Origin of the sequence: Streptomyces asoensis (genome assembly GCF_016860545.1) — a bacterium.
Lineage (GTDB): Bacteria > Actinomycetota > Actinomycetes > Streptomycetales > Streptomycetaceae > Streptomyces > Streptomyces asoensis.
Genome location: NZ_BNEB01000002.1, coordinates 507995 through 521944, shown reverse-complemented (window position 1 = coordinate 521944; position 13950 = coordinate 507995). Strand labels below are relative to the sequence as shown.

Sequence of the window (13950 nt, the reverse complement as noted above, 5' to 3'; positions counted from 1 at the left end):
GGTCAGCGGTCGGCGGGTCGGCGGTCGGCGGGCCAGCGGTCGGCGGGCCAGCGGGTCAGGGCGTCTGGTAGGGCTCGTGCCCGGTGCGCTCGCGGCGGCCCCGCCACAGCACGACCGCCGCGGCCAGCAGGACTCCCCCGGCGGCGCCCGCGAGCAGCCCCGCACCGCTCGACGTGTCGTCGTCCGTCTTCGCCTTGTCCGGCCCCGCGCCGAAGTAGCGCTCGCCGTAGGCCGCTGACCGGAGGCCCTCGGGTTCGAGATCCGCCGCGGCCTTGATCGCGGCGGCCGGGTCGATGAAGCCGAAGCCGCGGGAGTCGTCGCGGCCGCCGGTGGGGGCGTTGCGGGCGGTGTCCTCGAGCAGCTGCTTGATCTGGGCCGGTGTCAGGCCCGGGTGGGCGCCCTTGACGAGCGCCACGGCCCCCGAGACGAAGGCGGAGGCCGCGCTCGTCCCCCAGCCCTCGTAGTACTTGTGGTCCGGGTCGGCGATGACGACGTCGACGCCGGGTGCGCTGACCGTCGCGTACCAGCGGCGGGTGGAGAAGGAGGCGCGGGTGCCGTAGCGGTCGACCGCGGTCGCGGCGATGACGCCCGGGTAGGCGGCCGGGTAGGAGATGTGGTCGCCCTTCTCGCCGCCGTTGCCCGCCGAGGCGACGACCACCGAGCCCTTCTTCAGCGCGTACTGGACGGCCTCGTCCTCGGCGGGTTCCGGGTGGGCGGAGGCCGAGTCGTCGCCGAGGGAGAGGTTGATGACGTCGGCGCCCTGGTCGGCCGCCCAGCGGATGCCTTCGGCGAGGGCGTTGCCGCGGGTGTTGCGGGCCTTGGTGCGCTGGGGGTCGCCGTCCTCCAGGATCACCCGGACCGGCAGGATCTTCGCCTCGGGTGCGATGCCGAGCACTCCGTCCGCGTTGCCGTAGCCGTGGCCGTGACCCGCGATGATGCCGGCCATCGCGGTGCCGTGCCGGGCCCACGCGCGGTCGCCGGGCCCGGCGCCGAAGCCGACCATGTCCTTGCCGGCGAGCACGTTGCCCGCGAGGTCGGGGTGGTCGGCCTCGACACCCGTGTCCAGCACGGCGACGGTGATGCCGGCGCCCTTGGTGGACCGCCAGGCGTCCTGGGTGTGCAGGGCCTCCAGGGCCCACTGCTTGGCGCGGATGCCGTCGGCGTACGCGGTGGAGGGCGGCACGAGGGCGACGGTGGCGGCGAGGAGACAGCACAGCAGCCCGGCCCTGCGGGTCGTACGGCTCGTACGGATGCTCATGAGGGCTGCTCCGAGGGCGTGACGGCGGTCTTGCGCAGGCTGCGCTCGATGCGGTCGGCCAGGCCCTGGGCCTCGTTGCCGAGACCGGCCTGGGCGGGGGCCGTCGTCGCGCCGGTCGCGGTGGCCGCCGGGGCGGGCTGCGGGGCGTCGGCCTCGCGGCCGTCGGCCCAGCCGGAGACCGCGTAGACGACGACGGGCGCGTCGGTGAGGACGGAGACCGTCCACGCGGCGCGCTGCTTGTCGCCGAAGGCGGCCGCGACGGTGTCCTTCGCCGCGTACGGCCTGGGCATCAGGTCGGCCCGCCCGGCCAGTCCCTCCTTGGTGAAACGGGCGTCGAGCGCGCGCATGGCGGCCGCGTCGGCCGTGGTGAACAGCAGGCCGACGGTGGTCACGTAGCTCTGCGTGGCGTCGGTGTAGGTGGCGCGCAGGAGCCGTCGGCAGCCGACCGGGGCGAGGGACTTGAGCAGCAGCGGGTCGAAGGCGCCGGCGCAGCCGCTGTCCGGGGCGACGGCGATCCGGGTCCAGGTGCGGTCGGCGCCGCCGGGTCCCGCGCCCTGTCCGTCGACGGTGAGGGGGAACAGCTGGTCGACCGGGACGCTGTGCCACAGGTCTCCGGCGCTGACGTAGGCACTGCGCTCGGTGGCGTCCGCGGAGTCCCCGACGAGCCAGCTGCCGGTGACGGCGCCGCCGATGAGTCCCATGCCCAGGACGGCGCAGACGGCGGCCGCGGCGAGGCGCCCCCGCCTGCCGAGGAGGCGGGGCGCGTCGCGGTACCCCTCGGGGCGGGCGAAGGTCACCACGGGCCGGGTGGCACCGGGGGCGCCGCCCGGCGTCATGGGGGCGCTCCAGGACAGGGCCGGATCGGGGCCGTCCGTCCGGTCCGGGGCGGTGGCGGGCCGCGGCGGGACCTGGGGCGCGGGGGTGGCGGGCGGGGTCGGCGGCGCGGGCGGGGCGGCGAACTCGGGGTGCCGCAGGGGCGCGCCCGGGCTCCACGCCGGCCCGTCGTCGGCCGCCGGGACCGTGCGGGAGCGGGCGCGCGGCCCGCCGCCCTCGGCGGCATCCGTCTCGGTCTCCGTGTCCCGGATGCTCGGCTCGGGCACCCAGCCGCGGGGCAGCGGCGACCACGTGCTCCCGGAGGCGCCGGCCGTTCCGGCGGGGCGGACGGATGCGTCCCCCTGAACGGAACGACGACCGTCCTCCCCTGCCACGGGCCGGGACACGTCGGAGGGAGCGAACGGGCCGTCCGAACCGCCGGCCCGCGGGCTCCGGTCCCCGTCGACCTCGGCCGGACGGGGACCGCCCGCCCCCGCACGGAAGGCCGTCGCTCCCGCCTGACCCGCACGGGGCGGGGTCTGCGGGGGTGTGGGGCGGGTGGCCGAGCCGCCGGACCCCGAGGTGCGGGACGCGTCGGTGTCGGTCGGGCGGGGGGCCGTTGTTCCCGCGCGGGGTGAGGTGTGCGGGGGTGCGGGGCGGGTGGCCGAGCCGTCGGGTCCCGAGGGGCGGGGGGCGTCGGGCTCGGGGGTGCGGGTGGGGGCCGTGCGGCTCGGGGGGATGCCGTCGGCCGTGGCGGGTGCGCCGGGGCGGGGCTCGTCCGGGGCCGTGGGGCGGGCGGCCGGACGGACCGGGCGGGGGGCGCGGCGGAAGTCGTGGGGCGGCGCGGGACGCCGTTCCGCCGGCGCGGGGGCCGTACCGGCGTCCCGTCCCGGGGCCTGGGCCGGCTGCGGCGGGATGTCGGGGAAGCGGGCCGACGCGGGCGGCGGGGGCGGGGTCATGGCGTCCGTGTGCTGGGCCCGCGAGCCGGTGGAGCGGGGGGCGGATCGGGTGACGGTGGTGTCCGGGTCCGGGGAGGCGGAGCCGCGGCGGGCGGGGGCGCGGTCGGAGGCGCCGGGGGCGTCCGCGGGGGCCTGGGCGCCGGTGTCCGGGTCCGCCGGGGGGCGGGGCGGGCGGGGCGGGACCGCCGGGCGCGGGGGGACAGCGGGCTGGGGCGGCACGTCCGGACGCGGCGGGACGGAGGCGCGGCGTGCTTCCGTGCTCATGCGCCCCCCCGTTTCCTCGTCCCCGGGCCGTCGTTCCGTACGCGGGCGGTCGCTCCCGTGCCCGGGCCGCCCGGTGCGGACGCGGCGGTCCGTCCGGGCACGCATACCCATACGGACGGACCGGCATCCCGACGGGGGTGCCCGGCCGGAGCCGTTCCGTCCTGCGTGCGCGTCACTCTACGGCTTGTCGCCGCGCGAACGGGAACCAGTCCGTGACGCCCGGGGCATCTGCCCGGAACGTCCCCCTACCCTGCGGTAATCCTGTCTGGCAGGCTTCGTTCATGACTGCGCGCGCCGCCGACCGGGCCCGTTACGACCGGGCCACCGCCCATCTCGACGCCCCTCTCGCCCTCGTGGACCTGGACGCCTTCGACGCGAACGCCGAGGATTTGGTCCGCCGGGCCGGCGGCAAGCCGATCCGCGTCGCCAGCAAGTCCGTCCGCTGCCGGACCCTGCTGGAGCGGGTCCTGGCCAAGGACGGCTTCGCCGGGATCATGTCGTTCACCCTCGCCGAGTCCCTGTGGCTGGCGCGCTCGGGGTTCGAGGACATCCTGCTGGCCTATCCCTCGGCCGACCGCGGCGCCTTCGCCGAGCTGGCGGCCGACCCCAAACTGGCCGCCGCCGTCACCGTCATGGTCGACGACGTCGCACAGCTGGACCTCATCGACGGCGCGCGCGGTGAGGGACGCGAAGTCATCCGGGTCTGCCTGGAGTTGGACACCTCGCTGAAGCTGCTCGGCGGGCGGCTGCGGGTGGGCGCCCTGCGCTCGCCGCTGCACTCCCCCGCGCAGGTCGCCGACGTGGCACGGGCGGTGTCCCGGCGGCCCGGTTTCCGGCTCGTGGGGATCATGGCCTACGAGGGGCACATCGCGGGCGTAGGCGACGCGGTCGCCGGCCGGCCCTTCCGGTCCCGGGCGATCCGGCTGATGCAGGCCACCGCCCGGCGTGAACTCGCCGAGCGCCGGGCCGCGGTGGTGCGCGCGGTGCGGGCCGTCGTACCGGACCTGGAGTACGTCAACGGCGGTGGCACGGGCAGTGTGCAGCACACCGCCGCGGAGGACGCGGTCACGGAGATCGCGGCCGGGTCGGGACTGTACGTGCCGCGGCTGTTCGACAACTACACGTCGTTCAGCGGCCGTCCGGCGGCCCTGTTCGCGCAGCCCGTCGTCCGGCGGCCGGGGGTGGGCATCGTGACCGTCCTCGGCGGCGGGTATCCGGCGTCCGGGGCGGCGGGGCCCGACCGGCTGCCGGTGCCCTACCTGCCGGAGGGACTGCGGTACGACCCCCAGGAGGGCCCGGGCGAGGTGCAGACGCCGCTGCTCGGTTCCCCGGCCGACGATCTGCTGATCGGCGACAAGGTGTGGTTCCGGCACGCCAAGGCCGGTGAGCTGTGCGAGCGGTTCGACGTGCTGCACCTCGTCGAGGGGGACGCGGTGACGGCGACCGTGCCGACCTACCGGGGCGAGGGGCTCACCTTCCTGTAGGCCGGCCGGCGCGAGCCGTCCTACAGCGGGGTCACGTACGCCCCGGAGATCCCGCCGTCCACCAGGAAGTCGGTGGCGTTGACGAACGAGGAGTCGTCGCTGGCCAGGAAGGCGACGGCGGCGGCGATCTCCTCGGCGGCGGCGAACCGGCCGACGGGGATGTGCACGAGCCGGCGGGCGGCCCGCTCCGGGTCCTTGGCGAACAGCTCCCGCAGCAGCGGGGTGTCGACCGGGCCGGGGCACAGGGCGTTCACGCGGATGCCCTCCCGTGCGAACTGCACGCCCAGCTCACGGGACATGGCGAGGACGCCACCCTTGGACGCGGTGTACGAGATCTGCGAGGTGGCCGCGCCCATCCGGGCCACGAAGGACGCCGTGTTGATGATGGAGCCCCTGCCCTGGCGCCGCATGTACGGAATGGCGGCCTTGCAGCACAGGTAGACGGAGGTCAGGTTGACCTCCTGGACGCGCTTCCAGGCCTCCAGGCCGGTCTCCAGGATGGAGTCGTCGTCGGGCGGTGAGATACCGGCGTTGTTGAAGGCGACGTCGACGCTGCCGTAGGTGTCGTAGGCGGTCCTGAACAGTGCCTCGACCTGTTCGGGGTCGGTGACGTCGACCTTCACGAACGTGCCGCCGACCTCGTCGGCGGCGGCCTTGCCGCGGGTCTCGTCGACGTCGCCGCAGACGACGTGCGCGCCCTCGGAGGCGAGCCGGCGTGCGGTGGCGAGGCCGATGCCGCTGCCCGCTCCGGTGATGACGGCGGTGCGGCCGACCAGCCGGCGGCAGATGATCTCGTCAGGCGTTGCGGTCACTGTGCGGGGCCCTCCGTGCTGATGAAGACGTTCTTGGTTTCGGTGAAGGCGGTCAGGGCGTCCGGACCCAGCTCACGGCCGACGCCGGACTGCTTGTAGCCGCCGAAGGGGGTCCAGTAGCGGACGCTGGAATGGGAGTTGACGGACAGGTTCCCGGCGCGGACGGCCTGGGAGACGCGCAGCGCGCGGCCGATGTCCCGGGTCCAGACGGAGCCGGAGAGGCCGTAGGGGGTGTCGTTGGCGAGCCGGACGGCGTCCGCCTCGTCGGTGAAGGGGAGCAGCACCGCGACGGGGCCGAAGATCTCCTCGCGGGCGGCGGCGGAGTCGGGCCGCTCCCCGGTCAGGACGGTCGGCGGGAACCAGAAGCCGGGGCCTTCGGGGGCGGTCCCGCGCAGCGCCGGGGCGCCGTCCGGCACGAACGACCGTACGCGGTCGACCTGTTGCCGGGAGATCAGCGGGCCCATGCGGGTCGCGCCGTCGGCCGGGTCGCCGACCGTCACGGCGGCCAGCTCGCGCGCCAGGTGATCGGCCACCTCGTCGTACACCGACTGCTGCACGAGGATGCGGGTGCGGGCGCAGCAGTCCTGGCCGGAGTTGTCGAGGAACGAGAAGGGGTCGACGGCGGAGGCGAGGTCGGCGTCCGCGAAGACGATGTTGGGGCTCTTGCCGCCGAGTTCCAGGGTGACCGGCTTGACCTGCCGGGCGCAGCGTTCCATGACCTCGCGGCCGGTCCGGGTGGAGCCCGTGAACACGATCTTCGCCACGTCCGGGTGGTCGACGAGCGCCCGCCCCGCGACGGCGCCGTGGCCGGGCAGCACCTGGAAGAGGTGCTCGGGCAGCCCTGCCTCCAGGGCGAGTTCGGCCAGCCGGAGCGCGGTGAGCGGGGTGGTCTCGGCGGGCTTGAGGACGACGGCGTTGCCCGCTGCGAGGGCCGGGAAGGCTCCCCAGGCGGCGATCGGCATCGGGAAGTTCCAGGGGGCGATCACGCCGACCACGCCGAGCGGCTCGTGGAAGGTGACGTTCCAGCCGCCGGGCACGGGGATCTGCCGTCCCAGGAGCCGCTCGACGCCGCCCGCGGCATACAGCAGCAGGTCGCGGGCGTTGCCGGCCTCCCAGCGGGCGTTGCCGAGGAGGTGTCCGGCCTCGCGGACCTCCAGGAGCGCCAGTTCCTCGAGGTGGGCGTCGACGACGTCGGCGAACCGGCGCAGCAGGCGGGCCCGGTCGGCCGGGGCGGCGGCCGACCAGGTCCGCCGGGCGGCGCTCGCGCGGACGACCGCCCGGTCCACGTCGGCCGCGTCGGCGGCCGGGACGGTGGCGACGACCTCCTCGGTGGCCGGGTTGAGGACGGTCAGCTCGCGCGGGTACGGGTCGGCGGACGGGGAGGGGCCCAGGAGGGCGGGACCGGACAAGGAAGGGCCTTTCGCGGGCGGGGCTTCGCGGGTAGGGCTTCGCGGCTGGGGGCGTCGCGGGTGGCTCAGAGACGTTCGAAGGAGCGGCGCAGCTCCCAGTCGGTGACCGCGGCGTCGAAGGCCTCCAGCTCGACGCGGGCCATGTTGGCGTAGTGCGCGACGACCTCCTCGCCGAACGCGGCGAGCGCGATCGGGCTGTCGGCCCAGAGCCGGGCGGCCTCGCGCAGGGTGGTGGGGACGTGCGCGTACTCGGCGGTGTAGGCGTTGCCGGGGCAGGGGTCGGGCAGCGGGAGCTGGTGTTCGATGCCGTACAGCCCGGCGGCGACCAGGCCCGCGACCGCGAGGTGGGGGTTGACGTCGCCGCCGGGCAGCCGGTTCTCGAAGCGGGTGGAGCGGCCGTGGCCGACCACGCGCAGGGAGCAGGTGCGGTTGTCGTGTCCCCAGGCGACGGCGGTCGGCGCGAAGGAGCCCGGCTGGAACCGCTTGTAGGAGTTGATGTTGGGGGCGTAGAGGAGGGAGAAGTCGCGCAGCGCGGCGAGCTGTCCGGCGAGGAAGTACCGCATGACGTCGGACATCCCACCGCCGTGCCCGCCGCCGGGTCCTCTGTCACCGGCCATGACGTTGGTGCCGTCGGCGTCGGTGAGGGAGAGGTGGATGTGGCAGGAGTTGCCCTCGCGCTCGTTGTACTTGGCCATGAAGGTCAGCGAGACGCCCTCCTGGGCGGCGATCTCCTTGGCGCCGGTCTTGTAGATCGCGTGCTGGTCGCAGGTGACCAGGGCCTCGTCGTAGCGGAAGGCGATCTCGTGCTGGCCGGGGTTGCACTCGCCCTTGGCGGACTCCACGGTGAGCCCGGCGCCCGCCATCTCGTTGCGGATGCGGCGCAGCAGGGGTTCGATGCGGCCGGTGCCGAGGACCGAGTAGTCGATGTTGTACTGGTTGGCGGGGGTCAGCCCACGGTAGTTCGCGTCCCAGGCCTGCTCGTAGGTGTCCTTGAAGACGATGAACTCCAGCTCGGTGCCGACCTGGGCCGTGTAGCCGTGTTCGGCGAGGCGCTCCAGCTGGCGGCGGAGGATCTGGCGGGGCGCGGCCACGACCGGGGAGCCGTCGTTCCAGGCGAGGTCGGCGATCAGCAGCGCGGTGCCGGCGTTCCAGGGCACGCGGCGCAGGGTGGACAGGTCGGGGCGCATGGCGAAGTCGCCGTAGCCGCGGTCCCAGGAGGACATGGCGTACCCGTCGACGGTGTTCATCTCCGTGTCGACGGCGAGGAGGTAGTTGCAGCCCTCGGTGCCGTTGCGCAGGACCTCGTCGAGGAAGAATCCGGCGGCGAACCGCTTGCCCTGGAGGCGCCCCTGCATGTCGGGGAAGGCCAGGACGACAGTGTCGATCTCACCGCTCGCGACGTGAGCGTGCAGCTCGTCGACGCTGAGCGGGGGTGTGCGGTCTGCCACGGGAAGGTCCTCCTTCGGCTTCCCCGGCTCCCCCGTCTTCTTCGGGCGGACCGGGAGCCATAAGGTATTGCGGAGAACCATTGCTTGGGAAGGGGGCGCGGCCGGATGTCGCTGGACACCGACGGCGGGGCGGACGACCGGCTGACGCCGGTCCTGCGGCCGGTCCGTGCCGGGAACGGCTTCGAGGAGGCTCTGGAACAGATCCTCCAGGTGATGCGGCTGGGCCTGGTGCCGGGCGGTGGACGGCTGCCCGCCGAGCGGGATCTGGCCGAGCGCCTCGGGATCAGCCGGGTGACGCTGCGCGAGGTGCTGAAGGTCCTCCAGGACCAGGGGCTCGTCGAATCCCGCCGGGGCCGCTACGGCGGGACGTTCGTGCTGCCGCGCACGGACGCCGGAGGCGAGGACGAGCTGCGCCGGCGGATCGCCGAGGTCGATGTCGAGGACGTGCTGCGCTTCCGCGAGGTGCTCGAGGTGGGCGCGGCGGGACTGTGCGCCGCGCACGGACTGGAGGGCGGGCGGGCGGACCGGCTGCGCGAGGCGCTGGCCCGTACCGCGGACGCGCCGCTGGCCGACTACCGCCGCCTGGACACGATGCTCCACCTCACCCTGGCCGAACTGTGCGGTTCGCCCTCGCTGTCCGCGCAGTACGCGGCGGTGCGGGCCACGGTGAACGACCTGCTCGACTGCATCCCGCTCCTGGTGCGCAACCTGGAGCACTCGCAGCGCCAGCACTTCGCGCTGGTCGAGGCGGTGCTCGACGGGGACGCGGACGGCGCGCGGGAGATGATGCGGGAGCACTGCGCGGGGACGGCGGCCCTGCTCAGGGGCTTCCTCACCTGAAATGGTACGGACGCGGTCCATTGCGAAAACGGCAACGGGCACGAGAACGGGCACGGGAACGGGAACGGGAGAGCACATGACGGACGGCGTACGGCCGCTGATCGGCGTCACCACGTATCTGGAGCCGCGGGCGCGCTGGAACGTCTGGGAGCTCGACGCGGCGCTGCTGCCCGTCGGGTACCCGCGGCTGGTGCAGCGGGCCGGCGGGCTGGCCGCGATGCTGCCGCCGGACTCCCCCGAGCACGCGGCGGCGACCGTGGCCCGCCTCGACGGCCTGGTGATCGCGGGCGGCCCCGACGTCGAGCCGGTCCGCTACGGCGCCGAGCCGGACCCGCGCACCGGGCCGCCCGCCCGGGAGCGGGACACCTGGGAGCTGGCGCTGATCGAGGCGGCCCTGGCCGCGGACGTGCCGCTGCTGGGCATCTGCCGGGGCATGCAGCTGCTGAACGTGGCGCTCGGCGGCACCCTGGTCCAGCACATCGACGGACACGCCGAGGTCGTCGGCGCGTTCGGCACCCACCCGGTCGAGCCGGTCCCCGGCACCCGGTACGCCGGGGCGGTCCCCGAGGAGACCTCCGTACCGGCGTACCACCACCAGGCCGTGGACCGGCTCGGCAGCGGGCTGGTCCCGTCGGCCCACGCGGCGGACGGCACCGTCGAGGCCGTCGAACTGCCGTCGGCGCGCTGGGTGCTGGGCGTGCAGTGGCACCCGGAGATGGACCAGGACGTGCGGGTCATGCGCGCCCTGGTGGAAGCGGCCACAGCGAGCCCGTCCGGCACCCGGGCACGGGCCTGAGCACGGGTCTCGGCACACGGGCCTGGGCACGGGTCTTGGCACGGCCTGGGCACGGGTCTTGGCACGGCCTGAGCTCGCCCCCCTCCGGGCCGCGGGGGCGGGACCCCCGGACACCACGCCCCGGCGGGGGCGGCGGGCGTCACCCCCGCGTCAGCGACAGCAGTTCCCGCGCGGGCCCCGCGGGCCGGTGCCCGGTCGGCCACACCGCCCGCAGGTCGCGCGCCAGGGCGACCCCCTCCACCGGCACCTGCACCAGCCTGCGCAGCGCCAGCTCCTCCCCCACGGCCAGTTCGCTGAGCACCGCGGGGCCCGCCCCGCTGACCGCCGCCGCCTTCACCGCCGTCGTCGAGGACAGCTCGATGAGCGGGCGGGCCAGCCCGCCGAGCGCCGTGTCGAGCACCTGGCGGGTCCCCGAGCCCTTCTCCCGCAGGATCAGCGGCGTGGAGGCCAGCTCGGAGGCGGGCAGCGACCGCCGTCGGCGGGCCCACGGATGAGCGGGCGCGACGACGACGATCAGGTGGTCGTGGGCTATCACGGCGGAGTCCAGGCCGGGCGGCACCGTCAGCCCCTCCACGAAGCCCAGGTCCGCCTCCCCCGCGAGCAGCCGCTCGGCGACGGCCGTCGAGTTGCCCGCGAGCAGCGAGACCGCCGTGTCGGGGCGCCCGGCGCGCAGCGCGAGCAGCCAGCCGGGCAGCAGGTACTCGGCGATCGTCATGCTGGCCGCCACCCGCAGCCGTGAGTCACGCCGGACCCGCAGGGCCTGCGCCCCCGCGTCGAACGCCCGCGCCGCCTCGACGATCCGTCCCGCCCAGTCCGTCACCAGCGCGCCCGCGTCGGTGAGCCGGGAGCCGCGCGGTGACCGGTCCACCAGCGCCACGCCCAACTGGCGCTCCATGGACCGCACCCGGCTGCTCGCGGCCGGCTGGGTGATGCCCAGCTCCCGTGCGGCGGCGCCCAGGCTGCCGAGCCGGGCAACGGCCAGCAGCAGTTCCAGTGCGCCGAGGTCCGGGACGCGGTGCGCGATCGACCCCGCCGCGGCGTCCGCGGGCTGCTCCTCGACACTCCCCATAAACCCAGCTTATGCCCCCATAGAAGCGTCCTCCCTGGTCGTGGGCGGGCGCCGGGGCGACCGTGGGCACATGGTCACCGCCGCCCAGCCCTTCCCCGCCCCTTCCCGTCCGCGCGCCGGCGCCGTCCGTCACCTCGGGCCGAACTGGTACGCGACGGTCATGGGCACCGCGATCCTGGCCACGGCGGGAGCCGCGCTCCCGGTCCGTCCGCCGGGGCTGCGGCCGCTGCTCACCGTGTGCTGGCTCCTCGCCGCCGTCCTGCTGCTGGTCCTGCTCGGCGCCCGCGCCCTGCACTGGCGTCATCACCGCGACCGGGCCCGCGCCCATCTGCTGGACCCGGCGACGGCACCGTTCTACGGCTGCCTGGCGATGGCGCTGCTCGCCGTCGGTGGCGGCGCCCTCACCGCCGGCCGCGGCCTGCTCGGCACCCGGGCCGCGGTCCTCCTCGACGCGGTGCTGTTCACCGTCGGCACGGCGGTCGCGCTCACGGCCGCCGTCGCCGTCCCGTTCCTGATGGCCGTACGCCACCGCGTGACGGCGTCCGAGGCCACCCCGGTGTGGCTGCTGCCGCTGGTCGCCCCCATGGTGTCCGCGGCGCTCGGGCCGCTGCTCGTGCCGTACCTGCCGGCCGGGCAGCCGCAACGGACCCTGCTCCTCGCGTGCTTCGCCCTGTTCGGACTGAGCCTGCTCGCCACCTTCGCCCTGCTGCCCCTGGTGTTCGGGCGGCTGCTGACCGGCGGGCCGCTGCCCGGCGCCCTCGTCCCGACGCTGTTCCTCGTCCTGGGCCCGCTCGGGCAGTCCACCACCGCCGTCGGGAAGTTCGCGGACGCCGCCCCGGGGGTCCTGGCCGGTGCGGACAGCCGGGGTCTGGCCGTCCTCGCCGTGCTCTACGGGGTGCCCGTGACGGGGTTCGCGCTGCTCTGGCTGGCGCTGGCCACGGCGCACATGGTGCGGGCCCGCCGGCACGGCGCGCGCTTCGCGATGACCTGGTGGGCGTTCACCTTCCCGGTGGGCACCTGTGTGACCGGCGCGGCGGCGCTGGCCCGGCACACCGGGCTGGTGGTCTACGGCCTGCTCGCCTGCGCGCTGTACGTCGTCCTCGTCGCCGCGTGGGCCGTCGCGGCCGCCCACACCCTGCGCGGACTGCTCAGCGGCGAGCTGCTCGCAGCGCCTGAGTGAAAGGTTGCCCCGGGGCCCCGCCTTCGACGCCACCGGACTGGATGTGAAGCGGGGGCAGCCGGTGCCGCCCTTTCGGGCACCCACCGTGCCCCGTGGTTTCCTGACCAGGCACCGTTGTTGCGTCTAGTGTCCGTGAGTGAGCCTTTGGACCTCTCTCGAACCCGCCTCCGCGACCGTGGACCCGGGTGACAGTACGACTGTGCGGCTGCGTCTGCGCAACACCGGTGACGTGGTGGACGAGTACCGCTTCGAGACGGTGGGCTCTCTCGCGCCCTGGACTGTCGTGGAGCCGCAGTCACTGCGCCTGTATCCGGGGACGACGGGGACGGCCGAGCTGACGTTCTCCCCGCCGCGTACGCCGGACGCGACGGCCGGTCCGCATCCGTACGGGGTGCGGATCACACCGACGGAGCATCCGGAGGCGACGAGTGTCCCGGAAGGGAACCTCACCGTCACTCCGTTCACGGAGGTGCGGGCCGAGCTGGTGCCGCCGACGGTGAAGGGCCGCTTCCGCGGCCGACCGAGCCTGGCGGTGGACAACTTGGGCAATACGAAGCTGACGGCGTCGGCGAGTGGCAGCGACAACGGTGACCGGTTGTCGTACGACATCCATCCGAGCAATGTGCAGGTCGAGCCGGGCCGTGCGGCGTTCGTGAAGATGACGCTGAAGCCGCGGCAGATCATCTGGTTCGGGTCCGAGGAGGCCCGGCCCTACACCCTGGCGGTGCGGCGATCGGGTGTCGCGCCGCTGGAGGTGGCGGGCACGTACGTGCAGCGTAGTTTCCTGCCGCGCCGGCTGGCGGCCTTCCTCGGCACGCTCGTCGCGTTGGCCATCGCGTTCGTGATGATCTGGATCGCCTACAGGCCCGAGGTCCGCACCGACGCCACCGAAAAGGTCCAGGAGGCCGGCATCGCCACGCTGCCACCCGCCCCCTCGCCGACGTCCGAGGCATCGAAGGCATCGAAGGCCCCGTCCGCCGACGTCGCGGCACCCCCGGCCGCGACCGAGACCCCGCAGGCGAACGAAGCCGTGGCCGGAGCGGGAAGCGACGGTTCCGAGAAGAAGGAGACCGACACCCAGGAGCGGACCGCGGCGACCGCGGTCCAGCAACGGGCCGCGAAGGATCCGAGCGGACCGCACATCTGCTACCGGGTCTACGCGACGGGTGAGGGTTGGTCCGACGCGGTGTGCGACGGCGAAACCGCGGGCACAGTGGGCGGGGGGACGCCGCTCAAGGCCGTCAACATCGCTGTGTCCGGAACCCATGGCACGTCCAGCGGCGCCTACGCCCACGACCCCGCGTCGACCAGTGGTGAGGGGCACTTCCCCGACCCGTGGGCGAATGCCGCCGACGGTGTCGACAACTACGTCGGCAGTACCAAGAAGGACGCCCCGAACATGCTGGGATTCACCATCAACGTCGATGGCGGCAAGGGCGCCGTCTGCCAGTCCGCCTACGTCCACAACGACGCCTGGCTCGCCCTGGCATGCGACGAACCTGGCACCGGGTTCGACTTCACCTACGCCGGCACCCATGACAACGACTCATGGATCGAAGCGTTCAGGCTCACCGTCTGATCCGAACCGTCCACCACGGTGTGACGTCCGTGGACAGTC

At 74.7% G+C, this 13950-nt stretch carries 11 protein-coding genes; 5 read left to right on the top strand and 6 right to left on the bottom strand.

Annotated elements, in window-relative coordinates:
* Positions 1 to 55: 55 nt before the first annotated feature.
* Both mycP and Saso_RS05440 read right to left on the bottom strand, forming a co-directional pair.
* Entirely contained in the window at positions 56 to 1258 is a 1203-nt protein-coding gene (gene mycP, locus Saso_RS05445; protein WP_189926351.1) for a type VII secretion-associated serine protease mycosin, read from the bottom strand.
* Positions 1255 to 2055 (bottom strand): hypothetical protein, encoded by an 801-nt coding sequence (locus tag Saso_RS05440; protein ID WP_189926477.1) that lies wholly within the window; start codon positions 2053 to 2055, stop codon positions 1255 to 1257. Before Saso_RS05440 ends, mycP begins: the two co-directional genes overlap by 4 nt.
* A 1520-nt stretch (positions 2056 to 3575) precedes the next feature.
* Between Saso_RS05440 and Saso_RS05435 the strand changes: the two genes are divergently transcribed.
* Positions 3576 to 4778 (top strand): amino acid deaminase/aldolase, encoded by a 1203-nt coding sequence (locus Saso_RS05435; protein WP_189926352.1) that lies wholly within the window; start codon positions 3576 to 3578, stop codon positions 4776 to 4778.
* Positions 4779 to 4798: 20 nt separating this feature from the next.
* Here the strand turns inward: Saso_RS05435 and Saso_RS05430 are convergent, their stop codons facing one another.
* From Saso_RS05430 to Saso_RS05420, 3 genes are all read right to left on the bottom strand, one after another.
* Complete coding sequence (locus Saso_RS05430; protein WP_189926353.1) at positions 4799 to 5590, bottom strand: 3-oxoacyl-ACP reductase; 792 nt, start codon at positions 5588 to 5590, stop codon at positions 4799 to 4801.
* Positions 5587 to 6999, bottom strand: a complete 1413-nt coding sequence (locus Saso_RS05425) for an aldehyde dehydrogenase family protein (RefSeq protein ID WP_372442405.1) — start codon at positions 6997 to 6999, stop codon at positions 5587 to 5589. Before Saso_RS05425 ends, Saso_RS05430 begins: the two co-directional genes overlap by 4 nt.
* 65 nt (positions 7000 to 7064) lie before the next feature.
* Positions 7065 to 8447, bottom strand: a complete 1383-nt coding sequence (locus Saso_RS05420; protein WP_189926354.1) for a glutamine synthetase family protein — start codon at positions 8445 to 8447, stop codon at positions 7065 to 7067.
* A gap of 105 nt (positions 8448 to 8552) precedes the next feature.
* On the opposite strand from Saso_RS05420, the gene Saso_RS05415 reads away from it, so the two are divergent.
* Together Saso_RS05415 and Saso_RS05410 are read left to right on the top strand one after the other, a co-directional pair.
* On the top strand, positions 8553 to 9287 hold the full coding sequence (locus tag Saso_RS05415; protein ID WP_189926355.1) for a FadR/GntR family transcriptional regulator: 735 nt from the start codon (positions 8553 to 8555) through the stop codon (positions 9285 to 9287).
* 76 nt (positions 9288 to 9363) lie between these two features.
* A complete protein-coding gene (locus Saso_RS05410; protein WP_189926357.1) occupies positions 9364 to 10083 on the top strand; it encodes a gamma-glutamyl-gamma-aminobutyrate hydrolase family protein in 720 nt (239 codons plus the stop codon).
* 139 nt (positions 10084 to 10222) lie between these two features.
* Here the strand turns inward: Saso_RS05410 and Saso_RS05405 are convergent, their stop codons facing one another.
* Positions 10223 to 11152, bottom strand: a complete 930-nt coding sequence (locus Saso_RS05405; protein ID WP_189926359.1) for a LysR family transcriptional regulator — start codon at positions 11150 to 11152, stop codon at positions 10223 to 10225.
* 70 nt (positions 11153 to 11222) lie between these two features.
* Here Saso_RS05405 and Saso_RS05400 point away from each other — a divergent pair, with 70 nt between their 5' ends.
* Both Saso_RS05400 and Saso_RS05395 read left to right on the top strand, forming a co-directional pair.
* Positions 11223 to 12332 (top strand): TDT family transporter, encoded by a 1110-nt coding sequence (locus Saso_RS05400; RefSeq protein WP_189926361.1) that lies wholly within the window; start codon positions 11223 to 11225, stop codon positions 12330 to 12332.
* Between the two features lie 136 nt (positions 12333 to 12468).
* Positions 12469 to 13911, top strand: coding sequence for a COG1470 family protein (locus tag Saso_RS05395; RefSeq protein WP_189926363.1), 1443 nt, complete (start codon positions 12469 to 12471; stop codon positions 13909 to 13911).
* Positions 13912 to 13950: the final 39 nt, after the last annotated feature.

Excerpts from the sequence above, each read along its gene's own strand:
- mycP (WP_189926351.1), bottom strand. The coding sequence starts at position 1,258 with ATGAGCATCCGTACGAGCCGTACGACCCGCAGGGCCGGGCTGCTGTGC.
- Saso_RS05435 (WP_189926352.1), top strand. The coding sequence starts at position 3,576 with ATGACTGCGCGCGCCGCCGACCGGGCCCGTTACGACCGGGCCACCGCC.
- Saso_RS05415 (WP_189926355.1), top strand. The coding sequence starts at position 8,553 with ATGTCGCTGGACACCGACGGCGGGGCGGACGACCGGCTGACGCCGGTC.
- Saso_RS05410 (WP_189926357.1), top strand. The coding sequence starts at position 9,364 with ATGACGGACGGCGTACGGCCGCTGATCGGCGTCACCACGTATCTGGAG.
- Saso_RS05405 (WP_189926359.1), bottom strand. The coding sequence starts at position 11,152 with ATGGGGAGTGTCGAGGAGCAGCCCGCGGACGCCGCGGCGGGGTCGATC.
- Saso_RS05400 (WP_189926361.1), top strand. The coding sequence starts at position 11,223 with ATGGTCACCGCCGCCCAGCCCTTCCCCGCCCCTTCCCGTCCGCGCGCC.